The organism is Sulfitobacter sp. SH22 (genome assembly GCF_965641905.1).
Classification (GTDB): Bacteria; Pseudomonadota; Alphaproteobacteria; order Rhodobacterales; family Rhodobacteraceae; genus Sulfitobacter.
On the sequence record NZ_OZ282573.1, the window covers coordinates 2,347,964 to 2,361,770 of the forward strand.

General features: G+C 59.2%; 16 protein-coding genes. 1 reads left to right on the forward strand and 15 read right to left on the reverse strand.

What is annotated here, in order from left to right; all coding sequences use genetic code 11:
• Positions 1-223: 223 nt before the first annotated feature.
• The 14 genes from ACSQ13_RS13600 to ruvC form a co-directional block, all read right to left on the reverse strand.
• A complete protein-coding gene (locus ACSQ13_RS13600; protein ID WP_176248169.1) occupies positions 224-811 on the reverse strand; it encodes an MOSC domain-containing protein in 588 nt (195 codons plus the stop codon).
• A gap of 107 nt (positions 812-918) precedes the next feature.
• Complete coding sequence (gene ftsH / locus ACSQ13_RS13605) at positions 919-2,835, reverse strand: ATP-dependent zinc metalloprotease FtsH (protein WP_176248168.1); 1,917 nt, start codon at positions 2,833-2,835, stop codon at positions 919-921.
• 78 nt (positions 2,836-2,913) lie between these two features.
• Positions 2,914-4,173: a tRNA lysidine(34) synthetase TilS gene (gene tilS, locus ACSQ13_RS13610; protein ID WP_295511478.1), complete on the reverse strand. Its 1,260-nt coding sequence runs from the start codon at positions 4,171-4,173 to the stop codon at positions 2,914-2,916.
• A gap of 4 nt (positions 4,174-4,177) precedes the next feature.
• On the reverse strand, positions 4,178-5,002 hold the full coding sequence (gene ybgF / locus ACSQ13_RS13615; protein WP_176248166.1) for a tol-pal system protein YbgF: 825 nt from the start codon (positions 5,000-5,002) through the stop codon (positions 4,178-4,180).
• Between the two features lie 29 nt (positions 5,003-5,031).
• On the reverse strand, positions 5,032-5,553 hold the full coding sequence (gene pal / locus ACSQ13_RS13620) for a peptidoglycan-associated lipoprotein Pal (protein ID WP_176248165.1): 522 nt from the start codon (positions 5,551-5,553) through the stop codon (positions 5,032-5,034).
• A gap of 91 nt (positions 5,554-5,644) precedes the next feature.
• Complete coding sequence (tolB, locus tag ACSQ13_RS13625; protein ID WP_295511481.1) at positions 5,645-6,967, reverse strand: Tol-Pal system beta propeller repeat protein TolB; 1,323 nt, start codon at positions 6,965-6,967, stop codon at positions 5,645-5,647.
• The gene (locus ACSQ13_RS13630) at positions 6,964-8,121 is read right to left on the reverse strand and encodes an energy transducer TonB (protein WP_295511484.1); all 1,158 of its coding nucleotides are present in this window, start codon (positions 8,119-8,121) and stop codon (positions 6,964-6,966) included. Before ACSQ13_RS13630 ends, tolB begins: the two co-directional genes overlap by 4 nt.
• A gap of 2 nt (positions 8,122-8,123) precedes the next feature.
• Entirely contained in the window at positions 8,124-8,603 is a 480-nt protein-coding gene (gene tolR, locus ACSQ13_RS13635; protein WP_295511486.1) for a protein TolR, read from the reverse strand.
• Positions 8,604-8,606: 3 nt separating this feature from the next.
• Positions 8,607-9,302 (reverse strand): protein TolQ, encoded by a 696-nt coding sequence (tolQ, locus tag ACSQ13_RS13640; protein ID WP_176248161.1) that lies wholly within the window; start codon positions 9,300-9,302, stop codon positions 8,607-8,609.
• A gap of 132 nt (positions 9,303-9,434) precedes the next feature.
• Positions 9,435-9,821, reverse strand: a complete 387-nt coding sequence (ybgC, locus tag ACSQ13_RS13645; protein WP_295511490.1) for a tol-pal system-associated acyl-CoA thioesterase — start codon at positions 9,819-9,821, stop codon at positions 9,435-9,437.
• Positions 9,818-10,441, reverse strand: a complete 624-nt coding sequence (locus ACSQ13_RS13650) for a hypothetical protein (RefSeq protein WP_295511491.1) — start codon at positions 10,439-10,441, stop codon at positions 9,818-9,820. Before ACSQ13_RS13650 ends, ybgC begins: the two co-directional genes overlap by 4 nt.
• Positions 10,442-10,487: 46 nt before the next feature.
• Positions 10,488-11,507: a Holliday junction branch migration DNA helicase RuvB gene (ruvB, locus tag ACSQ13_RS13655; RefSeq protein ID WP_176248158.1), complete on the reverse strand. Its 1,020-nt coding sequence runs from the start codon at positions 11,505-11,507 to the stop codon at positions 10,488-10,490.
• 44 nt (positions 11,508-11,551) lie between these two features.
• Entirely contained in the window at positions 11,552-12,217 is a 666-nt protein-coding gene (gene ruvA / locus ACSQ13_RS13660) for a Holliday junction branch migration protein RuvA (RefSeq protein ID WP_295511494.1), read from the reverse strand.
• Positions 12,214-12,720, reverse strand: a complete 507-nt coding sequence (gene ruvC / locus ACSQ13_RS13665) for a crossover junction endodeoxyribonuclease RuvC (RefSeq protein WP_176248156.1) — start codon at positions 12,718-12,720, stop codon at positions 12,214-12,216. The genes ruvA and ruvC overlap by 4 nt, the downstream gene beginning before the upstream one ends.
• Before the next feature lie 329 nt (positions 12,721-13,049).
• Between ruvC and ACSQ13_RS13670 the strand changes: the two genes are divergently transcribed.
• Positions 13,050-13,268: a DUF1127 domain-containing protein gene (locus ACSQ13_RS13670; protein ID WP_176248155.1), complete on the forward strand. Its 219-nt coding sequence runs from the start codon at positions 13,050-13,052 to the stop codon at positions 13,266-13,268.
• A gap of 110 nt (positions 13,269-13,378) precedes the next feature.
• Here ACSQ13_RS13670 and ACSQ13_RS13675 read toward each other — a convergent pair whose 3' ends face one another.
• On the reverse strand, positions 13,379-13,807 hold the full coding sequence (locus tag ACSQ13_RS13675) for a hypothetical protein (RefSeq protein WP_295511497.1): 429 nt from the start codon (positions 13,805-13,807) through the stop codon (positions 13,379-13,381).

Below are 13,807 nucleotides of genomic sequence, written 5' to 3' on the forward strand. Positions count from 1 at the left end.
TACGACATTTCCAACGCGCCTTGCGGCGTAGCCCCGACACGCAGCTTTCTTTTAAGATACGGCGGGGTTCCTGATAGAGGACGGCCCTGCGCGACGCAGACCTCACATCCACGAATGCGCGCGGGACAAACGAACCGGCAGCGTCAGCTTGAACCGCGTAACTGCCCGTTCTTTTTCATTCGAAGAAAGCGAAGCGGGCCAAATCTGTCGGCAGTCTCTCGGCTCAGATCATCCCCGGTGCCCAAGGGCGCTGATCGGGCACATGCAGGCGCATCCGCTCTCCCAGCGTCAGGATGCCTTCACGCTCTACCCATGCGGTCACGCCGCGGCGGTCTTTGGCTGCCGGTTTGAACGCTTTGCCGCGCCCCGGCATATCGGCTTCGATCTCGCGCGCGGGCAAGGTGCAGGGGCGGTTTTCCATGTCGATCACAAGGGTCGCACCCGATTCAGCCTGAAGCCGCGAGGACGGCGGCACATGGGTGAAATCAGAAATCCCTTCAATCACCAGACTTGCCCCCAAATAGCTGGGGTCCAGCGCGTCAATGCCCATAGTGGCGGCGATGGCGGCGATTTCCTCGGCGCTCATCACGCACAGCTGACGGGTGTTCCGGATCACCGTGTCGCGCGGGTATTGTGACAGCACGCGGCTGCAAGACGGGCGCGTCAACCCGCCATGGGTTTCGCCTTCGGCACCGGCAAAGCTTAGGGCAAGGGACTGTCTCGCGTGGGCTTTGAGCCCGGCTGCGCGGTCGGGTACGGTACCAAGCCAGGTGATCGTGGCGTAATGGTCGGTCGGGACGAGGGCTGGCATAGGTTTTCTCCTTGTTGCGGCAACTTGCGCAAAACCGCCCAAAAAGAAAAGGCCCCGCAGATGCAGGGCCTTGTGATTTATTTTGATGGGTCCATCAGCGATGCTGATCAGGCCATTGGCTCCGGTTCCATATCACCAGAGGGGGGCGATTTCTTGCCCTTTGCCTTGGGGATCGCCGTTACACTTGGCTTGTCCATCCCGCTGGTGTCTTCACCATCGGGGTCCTGGGGTGGCTTGCCATCCATGATGCGCTGGATTTCTTCACCGGTGAGGGTTTCATATTCCAGCAGACCTTGGGCCAGACGCTCGAATTCGACCTCATGTTCGGAAATCATCTTGAAGGCCACATCATAGCCGGTGTCGATGATGGCTTTGACTTCGCTTTCGATCAGTTCCTTGGTCGCGGCGGAGACGCTAAAGCCTCCTGCCCCGCCATTGGCCTGATACCCGGCAGCCGCTTCGGAATAGTCGATGTTGCCGACCTTGTCCGACATGCCCATGCGCATCACCATACCGCGCGCCAGTTGGCTGGCTTGCATGATGTCACCCATTGGGCCGGAAGACACACTGTCAGGGCCGTATTTAAAGATTTCAGCCGCTTTGCCCGCCATGGTCATGGCGATCTTTTGTTCGGCTTCGTCCTTGAACATTTGCAGCTTGTCCATTTCAGGCAGGCTCATCACCATGCCCAAGGCACCACCGCGCGGGATGATTGTGGCCTTGTAGACGGGGTCACATTTGTCGAGCTTCATACCAACGATGGCATGGCCCGCTTCGTGATAGGCGGTCTTTTCTTTCTGGTCCTGGGTCAGAACCATCGAACGCCGCTCGGCCCCCATCATGATCTTGTCCTTGGCAGATTCGAAATCCATCATCGCGACGAAACGACGGCCGACACGCGCAGCCGTCAACGCGGCCTCGTTTACCAGGTTCGCCAGATCGGCACCCGAGAAACCGGGTGTACCACGGGCGATGATGCGCAGATCAACGTCGGGGCCCAGCGGTGTCTTGCGCGCATGCACGCCCAGGATTTTCTCGCGGCCTTTGATGTCGGGGTTGCCGACAGTCACCTGACGGTCAAAACGGCCCGGACGAAGCAAGGCAGGGTCCAACACATCTTTGCGGTTTGTGGCCGCGATGATGATGACACCTTCGTTGGCTTCAAAGCCGTCCATTTCGACCAGCAACTGGTTTAGCGTCTGTTCGCGTTCATCGTTGCCGCCACCATAGCCGGCCCCACGCGAGCGGCCCACGGCGTCGATTTCGTCGATAAACACAATACACGGTGCGTTCTTTTTGGCTTGCTCGAACATGTCGCGCACACGCGATGCACCAACACCTACGAACATTTCAACAAAGTCGGAGCCCGAGATGGTAAAGAACGGAACACCCGCTTCGCCCGCGATAGCACGCGCCAGCAGGGTTTTACCGGTACCGGGAGGGCCCTCAAGCAACGCGCCTTTGGGGATCTTGCCACCAAGACGGCTGAACTTTTGCGGGTTGCGCAGGAATTCAACGATCTCTTCCAGTTCTTCCTTGGCCTCGTCGATGCCTGCAACGTCATCAAACGTCACACGACCGTGCTTTTCGGTCAGCATCTTGGCCTTGGATTTGCCAAAGCCCATGGCACCGCCTTTGCCGCCACCTTGCATCCGGTTCATGAAATAAATCCACACACCGATCAGCAGCAGGATTGGCAACAGCGACATCAGAAAGGTCTGGAAACCGGACTGCTGCTGCGGCTCGGCGCGCACGGGCACGTCATTGGCCATCAGCATCGCAGTCACTTCGGCGTCTTGCGGCATGATCGTGACATAGTCGGAGCCATCAGCGCGACGGAAACGAACCTGTTCACCATCCAGCGTGACGTTGCGAACATCGCCCGCCTCAACCGCTGTTACAAATTCGGAATAGCTGATTTCGCGGCTTTGCAGACCGTTGGTTGACCCGCTGAACAGATTGAACAGCGCCAATACCAGCAGCATCAAAACGACCCAAAAGGCGAGATTACGCATATTACCCAAGGAAACTCTCCTAAATCCGGGGGACGACATCAAGACAATGTGCCCGTTGCCTATAAGATAGAGACGATGGGCGTATGTTCAATGCGTTATGTGTGCGGCAAAAAAGGTATCTTCACCGCGATTAAGCCGTGCTTGCCAGTTTTGCGGCCAACCAGCAAGGGGGGCAGCGACCAGGTGCGTGCCATTCCAGACAGCAGGTGTCGATAAAAGCGCGCCGCGCGGGATATCCAAGGCCCGCCAGTCTTTGCATTGGCTTAATCCTTTGGCACCCAGGGCCTGAACGGTCAGATGCCCCGTTTCACCGGTTTGATCAGGTGGTGGCGTCAGAACCCAACGGCCATCCCAGATATCGCCCACAGCGGCCTTTAGGTCTGCGATGGCGTTCAACTCTCTGAAAATCCAGAGGGTTTTCCCCTTTCGGCGCAATTCGCAGCCCTGCAAGGTCGCAGAAGGGCCATGTTCAAGCGCCTCGAATACGGATGCAATGGCGCTGCTGCGGGGGGCGTAATAGGCACCGTTCAGCCATTTCAGCGCATGTACGACCAGACGGCGGCGCAATTCGGGATGCTGGGCGGCCAAGCCTTCGGCGTCGATTGCGATGGCACCGGCACGCAGCGTGACAATGTTTCGCGCAATCTCCAGCATCTGATGGTTCAATGCGTCTTTTGCAGCGGAAAGGTTGTGCGAAACATCGCTTATGGCCTCTGCGTCGATCCCCAGATCCGACAGAATCGCAAGCGCCTTGCGGGTCCGGACACGGGCAAAACGGTCGTCCTCATTGCTGGGGTCATCGACCCAAGTGACATTCCGCGCGGTCAGATAATCGCGCAGCCCGGCCCTGCGGGCCTGCAAAAGCGGCCTGACCCACTGCATTCCTTCGCGGTCAAACCGGCGGGGCATGGCGGCCAAACCGTCAACGCCCGCACGCCGCCCGACGCGCATCAGAAAACTTTCGGCCTGATCGTCCATGGTGTGTCCAAGGGCGATGCAGTCCACGCCCAGATCGCGCCCCCATTGCGCCAACAACCCATAGCGCGCCTTGCGGGCTTCATCCTGCAGATTGCCGCTATGATCCCAGTTTTTCCAGTCGAGAATGCTGTGACCCACCCCAAGGCCTGCGCAAACGGAAGCTACCATTGCGGCCTCGTCTGCGGCCTCGGGGCGCAGGCCATGATTGACTGTCGCGACCGCAAGCGTGACGTCACGGGTTTGTGCAAACGCGTGCAGTAAATGCAGCAAAGCCATGGAATCGCTGCCGCCGGAAACGGCAACGCCCATGGTTTTCGGGGGATCAGCCGGAAACTGGTCAGCAATCAGCCGCGCCAGATCAGCCGTCATCGACTTACTGGCAGTTCAGCGCAGCACGCTCGTTTGCGGCTTGCGGCACAAAGGGGCTGGTCGGGAAACGGGTTGCGACCTCGCCCAAGGTCACACATGCCTCTTGGCGTTGTTCAAGCGCACCAAGGGATTTGCCCAGCTGGTACAAGGCTTCGGGGGCCACCGGGCCAACCGGATCAGAGCTGAAGCTGGCAAGATAGGCACGCGCCGCTTCGCGGGTGTCGCCCAGACCGCTGAGGGCATCACCGCGCCGCAGTTCTGCCTCGGGGCCTAGCGGGCCACCAGGGTAGGTCTGATTAAAGGTCGCAAACTGGTCAGCGGCGGTGCGAAAGTCACCGGTGGCGAGCGCCGCCTTCGCCCGCTCAAAATCATCCGCTTCACCGATGGCAAGTTCGGCCGTGTTGGTGGAAGGGGCCGTCGGGGCAATCGGGGCGGTGTTGGTGGCGGGCATATCACCGCCGCCAAGCGTCGAGGTTTCGCCAATAGCGCCCACATCGCCACCCTCAAGCTCCACAAGGCGGAACTCAAGATCGCCGATGCGGTTGGTGCCATCGGTGACAACACGGTTGATCCGGTTCTCAAGCTCTTCGGTTTTCGATGTCAGGCGCTGCAATTCGCTTTCCATTGCGTTCATACGGTCCAAAACGGAATTGCCGCTCAGGTTCAAGGACGCACCACCCGTTGTCGACAGTTCACGCCGCAGCTTTTGCACTTCGACGTTCAACACGGTCAGTTCCTGACGCACATCCGCCAGAGTTTGCGCATCCTGCGCCTGTACGGCGACCGGCCCAAAGGCCAGCCCCAGTACCATCATCATTGCAAACCGCATCATAACATTCCTAACCGTTTCGTTCTTTCTTAGCTCGACAGACCGCCAGCCAGTACGGTGACCGCACGGCGGTTTTTGGCATAGCATGCTTCTTGCGAACACACTTCGATCGGGCGTTCCTTGCCATAGCTGACGGTGCGCAGACGGTTGCCGGAAATGCCGCGCGACACCAGATATTCGCGCGCCGCGTTTGCGCGACGGGCACCAAGGGCGACGTTGTATTCACGTGTGCCTTGCTCGTCCGCATGGCCTTCGATGATGGCCTGATAGTCGGTGTTCTGGTTCAGCCAGTTGGCCTGACCGTCCAACGTCGCCTGACCTGCCGGGGTCAATGTCGACTGGTCGACCTCGAACAACACACGGTCGCCGATGGACTGCTGGAAATAGGCCGTCGATGCAGGGTCATTGGCGCTGCCGGGGATGATCCCGCCGTTCAGGTTTGCCATGTTGCCCGATCCGTCCATACCGTCCGCGCCAAAGCGGTTGGGGTTGGTACAGGCCGATACGGCGAGGGCGGCGATCAAAAGAGTGCTGGTCAGGATGCGGTTCATAGGGCTGCCTTTATAAAGCTGGCGTTAATTCTGGTTTCTTTGGTGTTAACACAGCGCCGTGGCCTTGGGAATCACCAAGGCGCTGCGGTGATCAGTTCTGAAGCGGCGACCACGACGGGTCGGACCCGCCTTCTTGGGTGCGTACGGGTTTCAGGTTCCGGCCCGAAATATCCACGGAATACAGCGAGGATGACCCGCCGGTCCCTTGGGTTTCGCGCGCAAACATGATGACGCGGCCATTGGGGGCCCATGTCGGACCTTCGTCCAGAAACGATGCGGTGAGCAGACGCTCTTCGGACCCGTCCAGACGCATGACACCGATATGAAAACGGCCCTTGTTCTGCTTGGTGAACGCCACCAGATCGCCACGCGGGGACCAGACAGGCGTGCCATAACGGCCTTCGCCAAAGGAAATACGCTGCGCTTCGCCGCCGCTGGCCGACATCACATACAGCTGTTGGCTGCCCGAACGGTCGCTTTCAAACACGATCCGGCTGCCGTCGGGTGAATAGCTGGGCGCCGTTTCGATCGCCGGTGTATTTGTCAGACGCACGGATTGCCCGCTGCCGATATCCATTGTGTAGATGTCGGTATTGCCGCCTTGGGTCAGCGAATAAATAACCGTGTTACCTGAGGGAGAGAAACGCGGCGCAAAGCTCATCGTGCCATCCGCGCTTTCCAACACGCGGCGCTGCACCGATCCGATATCCAGAACATAGATACGGGGGAAACCGCTTTCATAGCTGGTATAAAGGATGCGATCACCGGTGGGCGAGAAACGCGGTGCCAACACGATGGACGCACTATCCGTCAGATAACGGACATTCGCGCCATCATAATCCATCACGGCCAACCGCTTTTGACGGTTATCTTTCGGCCCGGTCTCGGACACATAGACGACGCGGCTGTCGAAATATCCGCCCTCGCCTGTGATCCGGGAGTAAACCGCATCGGAGACCTTGTGCGCCATGCGACGCCAGCCATCAACGGTACCCGAAAATTGCAACCCCGAACCAAGCTCGGCCCCCGAGAACACATCATACAGGCGGAATTTCACGTTCAATGTGTTGCCCGAAACGCTGACCGCGCCGGTAATCAGCGCTTGGGCGTTGATCGCTTTCCAGTCGGCATATTGCACAGGCGCGTTGAAATCGCTGACCGTGGAAATGAATGCGCTTGCCGGGATTTCGCGGAACAGGCCGGAGCCGACCAGATCTTCGGAAACCACGCGCGCCAGATCAACGGCCATCTGCCCCGCATCGCCGCTTTCGGGCTGAAAGCTGGGCACCGCAAAGGGCAAAGGTTCGATCACGCCTTCGGTGATTTCGATCCGCAACGGGCCCTGCTGGGCCTGAGCGGTTCCCGCGACGGCACAGATCAGCGCCAGACATATGCTCACTACTCTTAAAATCATTTGATGCGCATCCTTTCAGGATTGAAGGTCATCTCAATATTCTGCCATTGGCCAAATTTATCTACAGGAAGCTGGTATCCGCGCGACCCGCAGCGGATAATCGCCCGTCTGGCCGCCTCAAACGCCTGTCCTGCGGCCGCCTGTGAGCCACCTGAACTGCCCGTCAGGGTGATCGTATTGGTTTGCGGCGTGCCATCCTGGTTCATCTGAACGCTGACAACAACGGTGGTGCGCAACGCTTCTGACGACAACGAGCCGACGTTCCAACAGGCAGAAACCGCAAGCCGCAGCGATTCTTTTTCGCCGCTCGACAAAGGCGGTCCGGTGGGGGCTGCGGGCGCAGGTTTGGCGGGCTTATCTTCACCGCCCAATGCTTCGGCCAGGGCCGCGGCAACCGCATCCGTGTCAACCTTGGGTTCGGCTGGCTTTGGATCGGGTTTTGGCGTTGGTTTCGGATCGGGTTTCGGGGTCGGATCAGGCGTTTCAACCGCTTCGGCCACCTGCGGCGCAGGGGGCGTTGGCCTGCGCGCAGGCGGGCGGGCCGACTGGTTCGGCGCGGCCTTGGGGGCCTCGGCAGCTTCGGTCACGATCTCGGTTGTCGCTTCTTCCGGCGCGGTCGCCTCTTGCGCTTCGTCCACGACTTTCTCGGCGGGCGCATCGGGCGTTGCGGCTTCCTGCTCGACCACATCGGGGCGTGCCTCGGGGTCGGGCTGGGCCACGGCTTCGGGGGCGACACGGTCCACCGGACGCGGCACAGCGACAGGTGCCACTTCGGGCGCAATCACGGCGACCTCTGCCGGTGGTTCGGGCAATTCGGGTGCTGCTTCGCTGACCTCTGGCACGGGTGGCGGCGTTGGTGCGGGTTGCTCTGGTACAGGATCGGGCTCTGGTGCCTCAGGCTCGATCAGTTCGGGCTGCTGGATTTCGGGCTCGGGTGTTTCTGCGGGGGCTGGTGGTGTCTCGGACTGCACCGCTTCGCTCGGCGGTTCTGCCGATTGCGACGCGGCAACAAGCGCGTCAAACTCGGCTGCCGACAGCACCGATACTTCTTGCATCTCAAAGGGTTCAGGGTCCGGCCTGAAAACGCCGCCAAACAGCAAAAAGGCGATCAGCCCCAGATGCCCTGCCCCAGAAATGTAATGCCCCGTGTGCATGGTTAACCGCCCGACGTCCCAGTGCCGTCCAGCTTTGGGCCACCCGTTTCAGTCACCAAACCGATGTTGGAAAAGCCGCCGGCGTTCAGCGCGCCCATGACTTCCATGACCATCGCATATGACACAGCCCCGTCAGCACGCAGGAACACCCGATCACTTGCCCGCTCTGTCGCAATGGCTCGCAGCTTGGCAATCAGGTCGCCGCGCGCGGTTTCGGTCTTTTGAATCTGCACCGACCCGTCCGCCAACAGCGTAATGGTCAAAGGCTCTTCCTGCTCGGATGGCAATGCGGTCGCCGCGGTCTTCGGCAATTCGACCGGCACACCGACCGTCAGCAGCGGTGCCGCGACCATAAAGATGATCAACAACACCAGCATCACGTCCACGAAAGGCGTAATGTTGATCTCGGCCATCGGCTGCGCGCGGCCGCGACGCCGTCCGCGTCCGCCACCGCCCGATTTTTTTGCGATACCAGCCCCCATCGGTCAGCTATCCAACTGGCGGCTAAGGATGGTGGCGAATTCATCGGCGAATGCTTCGTAACCGCCAAGGATACGATCTGAATCCGCGCTCAGCTTGTTATAGAAGATCACCGCCGGAATCGCAGCCAGCAGACCAATGCCGGTCGCCAGCAGCGCCTCGGCGATGCCGGGGGCCACAACCACAAGACTGGTATTTTGCTGCGAAGCGATTTCGATAAACGAATGCATGATCCCAAAGACCGTCCCGAACAGCCCGACAAAAGGCGCTGTCGATCCGGTGGTCGCCAGGACGGGCAAGCCCTTTTGCAGCTTTTCCGCTTCCTTGGCGATGGCCACGTCCATCGACCGGTCAATGCGCGCAGTGGCACCGGGTATCAGATCACCATCCTCGCGGTGCGATCTGCGCCATTCGGTCATGCCAGCGGCAAATATCTTTTGCGCGGCCCCGTCAGGGTCCGACCCGATGGTGTCATACAACCCGTCCAAAGGTTCGCCCGACCAGAACGCCTGATCAAAAGCATCGGCCTCGGCCTTGGCCCGACGATATTGCAGCATCTTCTGCACAATGATCGACCATGACCAGAACGATGCAACGATCAAACTGATCATCACTAATTTAACGGTGAATGTCGCGCGCAGGAATAGACCCAAGAGCGAGAAATCAATCTCGCTCGCCGCCGCCAGCGTTTCTGCTTCCATCGGTTCTGCTCTTTACTAAGGGCCCCTCTCGGGGCTGTTCTGCCTCAACGGCCCTGTTTTCCAAGGCGCTATTTGGCACAAGCTTAGCCGAGTGCAATGTCGATTGCTAGGATTATGGCGTCAATCCGCGCGTCACAGAGGGATTGAGCGAAGTTTCGCTGGCAATCGGCACGGTTTCCCGCTGGCGCTGATACACACAATCGTGACTGCGGCGCGAAACAGCACCGTATCGCCGCGCCAGACCTCCTGGGCCATCTTCATGCGCGCAGGCCCGATGGACGTCGCCCATGTCCGCACCTCAAGCAGATCGTCGAAAACTGCGGGCGCGATATAGTCTGCTTCGACCCTGCGCACCGCGAAAACAACGCCATCCGCTTTCATCTCAAGCTGGTCGATCCCGATCTCGCGGACCCAATCGCTGCGCGCCCGTTCAATATAGCGCAGATAATTGGCGTAATAGACGATACCCGCCATATCGGTATCTTCGTAATAGACGCGGATCGGCAGGGTATGGGTCATTGGGGTTTGTTTAACCTCGCAAAAAGACGCAGCGCATGGGACGCATCCTGCGCAGCAGATGGCAGCACCGGATCATACGCCGCCCGCAAAAGCTCTGCTATGTCGGGGCGCAGGATGGTGGTTTGATCCGCAACAGCCAAAGGCGACCGGTCCTTGAAGGCCACATCAGACCAAAGCAGAAAGGACTGCACAATCTGGCTTAGCGCCAAGGTCTGCGCAGGCACCGAACTTAGATGTTCGTCCATGCGCAAAAACACAAAGCAGGCCTTGATCGCACCGGCCTCGTCAAACCGGAACAACCGGTACTGATTGGCATCCACCGCCTCCAGCTTCTCGACCAAAGGCCCCAAATCCGGCACCAGACGATCCAGCCCCGGCACCTCTGGCAGTTCGGCCCATTCCTTGAAGAAGAACATCATCAGATTGCTGCCCAGTTCCGGGTCCGTCTCGGCCATCTTGTGACCCGACAAAACACAAACCGCCTCCAGCGCGCCCTTGATGACAGACAGGGTCGCATCGTCCACGCCGAACACAACAGGCGAAAGGGGCCGCCCCCACCGCGCAAAGACAAAATCCCCACTGTCCCGCGTAAACAGTTTTTCGATATCTTGTGGTGTCATCACATTTTCCAAATGGTCTAAAATCCTCGCCGAAGGCTGCGCGACGTCAGCCAAACAGGTCCGCCCGTGGTTTTGGCGGTGCCATTCCCAAATGGGTCCATGCCTTTTGCGCCAGCATCCGGCCGCGCGGTGTGCGCTGGATCAAGCCCTGCTGCAACAAGAACGGCTCGATCACCTCTTCCAGCGCATCGCGTGATTCCGACAGGGCTGCTGACAGCGTTTCGATCCCGACCGGCCCGCCTTGGTAATTCTCGGCAATCAGCCGCAGATAGCGGCGGTCGGCACTGTCCAGACCCAAACGGTCAACACCCAACCGCGTCAGTGCCATATCGGCCAGTTCCTGCGTTACACGGCCGTTGCCTTCGACCACCGCGAAATCCACGACGCGGCGCAACAGACGCCCTGCGATCCGCGGCGTACCACGGGCGCGTTTGGCGATTTCGCGCGCGCCGCCCTCATCCGCCGGTGCGCCCAGCTTGCGGGCATTGCGGTCCACGATGATGAACAACTCATCCTCTGTATAGAACTCCAGCCGGGTCGGGATGCCAAAGCGGTCGCGCAGCGGCGTGGTCAGCAGGCCCATCCGCGTGGTGGCCCCCACCAGCGTAAAGGGCTGCAATTCAATCCGCACGGTGCGCGCGGCGGGTCCTTCGCCAATCACCAGATCCAGCTCAAAATCTTCAAGTGCGGGGTACAGCACTTCTTCGACGGCGGGGTTCAGACGGTGGATTTCGTCGATAAACAAGACATCGCGGGCTTCAAGGTTGGTCAGGATCGCCGCCAGATCACCGGCTTTGGCCAGCACCGGCCCAGATGTCATGCGAAACCCGACACCCAATTCGCGCGCCATAATCTGTGCCAGCGTCGTCTTGCCCAAACCGGGGGGGCCGTGGAACAGCGTGTGGTCCATCGCCTCTTTGCGTTGCTTGGCGGATTGGATAAATACCTTGAGGTTCGAACGCGCCTCGGCCTGGCCCACGAATTCATCCAGCATCTGAGGCCGCAAGGCGCGGTCAAAATCCTCTGGCAGCGGATCGGGCCGCAAGGTGGGGTCGCTGTCGATCATTCAATTTCCAAAACTTTGGGGCGCTTTATGCCGATGCGGCTACTCTACCCCTTGGGGGCCAGAAGTTTCAACGCCGCGCGGATCAGGGCCGGTGTTTCCGCATCGGGGTTTTCGCCGGCGGCTTGCGCCACCGCCCCTGCGGCATCCCCCGGACCATAGCCAAGGTTGCCAAGTGCAGACAGCGCCTCCGATTGCGCCGATTGATTGGGGGCCGGTACTGGCTTGCGCTTGGGCGCGGGGGATTCGATCACTTGCATCGCTTCAACCTCGCCGTGGGCTTCGGCCAGCGTGCCAGTCATCGCCATCACACCCGGTGCCTTGTCCTTGAGGTCAAGAACAACCCGCTGCGCAATTTTCGGGCCAACGCCTTTGGCCGCTTTGACGGCATTCCAGTCACCAAGCGCAATGGCACGGCTGACGCCATCAGGGCCAAGCGCGCCCAGAATCGCCAGCGATGCCTTGGCACCGACGCCTTGAACCGAGGTCAGCAGGCGGTGCCATTCCTTTTCAACAAGGGTCTGGAAGCCGAACAACTGCATCAAATCTTCGCGCACGACCAAGTCGGTGAACAGGGCGACTGCCTCCCCGACACCCGGAAGCGCTGCCAATGTGCGGTCTGAACAATAGACCAGATACCCGACACCGCGCACATCAATCAGCACATGATCGGGGGCGCGGTAATCAATACGGCCTGTAATCTTGCCAATCATGCGCTTGCCCTTGCGACCGCCTGGGCCAAGGTGCTGGCCCCGCCGTGATGCGCATGACAAATCGCAATCGCCAATGCATCGGCGGCATCCGGGCCTGCGATCTCGATCCCCGGCAGTTGCATACGCACCATGTGCAACACCTGCCCCTTATCCGCGTGGCCGACGCCCACGACGGTTTTCTTGACGGTGTTGGGCGCATATTCACCCACCGCCAACCCCGCCTGCGCAGGCACGAGCATCGCGATTCCGCGCGCCTGGCCCAGCTTTAGCGTGCCAGCACCGTCCTTGTTCACGAATGTTTGCTCGACCGCAGCGGATTGCGGGCGGTAGGTCACCATTATTCTGGTCAGCTGTGCATGAAGCGACAAAAGCCGCGAAGCCAGATCCGGCCCTTCGGACACACAAACCCCGTTTGCAACATGACTTATCCGGCTTCCGGCCACATCAATGACCCCCCACCCCATGTTGCGCAGCCCCGGATCAATCCCGATTACCCGTATCATGTGCTTTTTTACCTCAGTTTTTATCTTTTTCGACAATTAGCACAAAACACGAACATCCACCAAGGCCTTTTCCCATATGCCTTGAAATGGACACAATTGGCGCATTTGCCGCGCTTAACTGCGCGAAAGCGACGCTCGGACATCTGTTCACGGCAATCGCTGTGCCTTGGATTCGCCATATTTTACTACGGCTCCGGCGGATTATGCTGCTATGCAGCAAACGCAGATCACACATGCAAGTCTGCGTGTTGTGGCGTGTTTTCAAACTGCCTAGTTGCTGGGCACAACGACGCGACTACCAGTTTATTTGAAATTCAAGGATGGCTCTCATGGCTATGTTCTACACACCAACAACCAACTACGCGACGGCTTCCACAGTCAACCGCGCTTTCTCCCATCTGGGTGACATTGTTGCCAGCGTTATTGCCTGGAACGATGCACGCGTAACACGCAACGCTTTGTCTTCACTGACAGACCGCGAACTTGATGATATCGGCCTGACACGTGGCGATATCGAAAATGTCGCGCTGAACCACTTCATTCGCTAACGCGCAATGACAGACCCATGCCCCAAGGGCAGTCCATCGGACAAAAAATAGCCACGCCTACCAGACGGTAGCGTGGCTAAATTTTTTTCTAAATAGCAGATCAGGTGCGGTTAAAGCTTTGCAACATCGCCCCGCAAGACCGGACCGATCTTGTTGGCCAGCGCTTGCGTCACCGGATCCACTTGCAAAATCCAAGCACCGGCCCGCTCAATTGCCGTCCCCTCGCTCAGGGCATTGAGCCGGATCTGATATGTGCCCGGCCCGTTTGCCGACAGCATAAATGCCTTGAGCAAGACAAACAGAACCACCAGTGCCAGAATATATTTGACGGGCAGGCCTGTGTCCCGACGACGTGGCCTTGCAATGACCAGTCCGTCGTTACGAATTGTTGTATAATAACCATTCGCCAAAGCTTTGTGCTTGCGGTTCAAATTATTAACGCGCTTCCCAAATTGTTGATGTGTCTCAACCATGGTCGCCTCGGATTGCTTAAGGCCCCCACCTTTCACAAAACATACAATACAGGAAAAAAACGCCAT

Coding starts and splice junctions, on each gene's coding strand:
- ACSQ13_RS13600 (WP_176248169.1), bottom strand. CDS start 811: ATGCCAGCCCTCGTCCCGACCGACCATTACGCCACGATCACCTGGCTT.
- tilS (WP_295511478.1), bottom strand. CDS start 4,173: ATGACGGCTGATCTGGCGCGGCTGATTGCTGACCAGTTTCCGGCTGAT.
- ybgF (WP_176248166.1), bottom strand. CDS start 5,002: ATGCGGTTTGCAATGATGATGGTACTGGGGCTGGCCTTTGGGCCGGTC.
- pal (WP_176248165.1), bottom strand. CDS start 5,553: ATGAACCGCATCCTGACCAGCACTCTTTTGATCGCCGCCCTCGCCGTA.
- tolB (WP_295511481.1), bottom strand. CDS start 6,967: ATGATTTTAAGAGTAGTGAGCATATGTCTGGCGCTGATCTGTGCCGTC.
- ACSQ13_RS13630 (WP_295511484.1), bottom strand. CDS start 8,121: ATGCACACGGGGCATTACATTTCTGGGGCAGGGCATCTGGGGCTGATC.
- tolR (WP_295511486.1), bottom strand. CDS start 8,603: ATGGGGGCTGGTATCGCAAAAAAATCGGGCGGTGGCGGACGCGGACGG.
- tolQ (WP_176248161.1), bottom strand. CDS start 9,302: ATGGAAGCAGAAACGCTGGCGGCGGCGAGCGAGATTGATTTCTCGCTC.
- ybgC (WP_295511490.1), bottom strand. CDS start 9,821: ATGACCCATACCCTGCCGATCCGCGTCTATTACGAAGATACCGATATG.
- ACSQ13_RS13650 (WP_295511491.1), bottom strand. CDS start 10,441: ATGACACCACAAGATATCGAAAAACTGTTTACGCGGGACAGTGGGGAT.
- ruvB (WP_176248158.1), bottom strand. CDS start 11,507: ATGATCGACAGCGACCCCACCTTGCGGCCCGATCCGCTGCCAGAGGAT.
- ruvA (WP_295511494.1), bottom strand. CDS start 12,217: ATGATTGGCAAGATTACAGGCCGTATTGATTACCGCGCCCCCGATCAT.
- ruvC (WP_176248156.1), bottom strand. CDS start 12,720: ATGATACGGGTAATCGGGATTGATCCGGGGCTGCGCAACATGGGGTGG.
- ACSQ13_RS13670 (WP_176248155.1), top strand. CDS start 13,050: ATGGCTATGTTCTACACACCAACAACCAACTACGCGACGGCTTCCACA.
- ACSQ13_RS13675 (WP_295511497.1), bottom strand. CDS start 13,807: ATGGCGTTTTTTTCCTGTATTGTATGTTTTGTGAAAGGTGGGGGCCTT.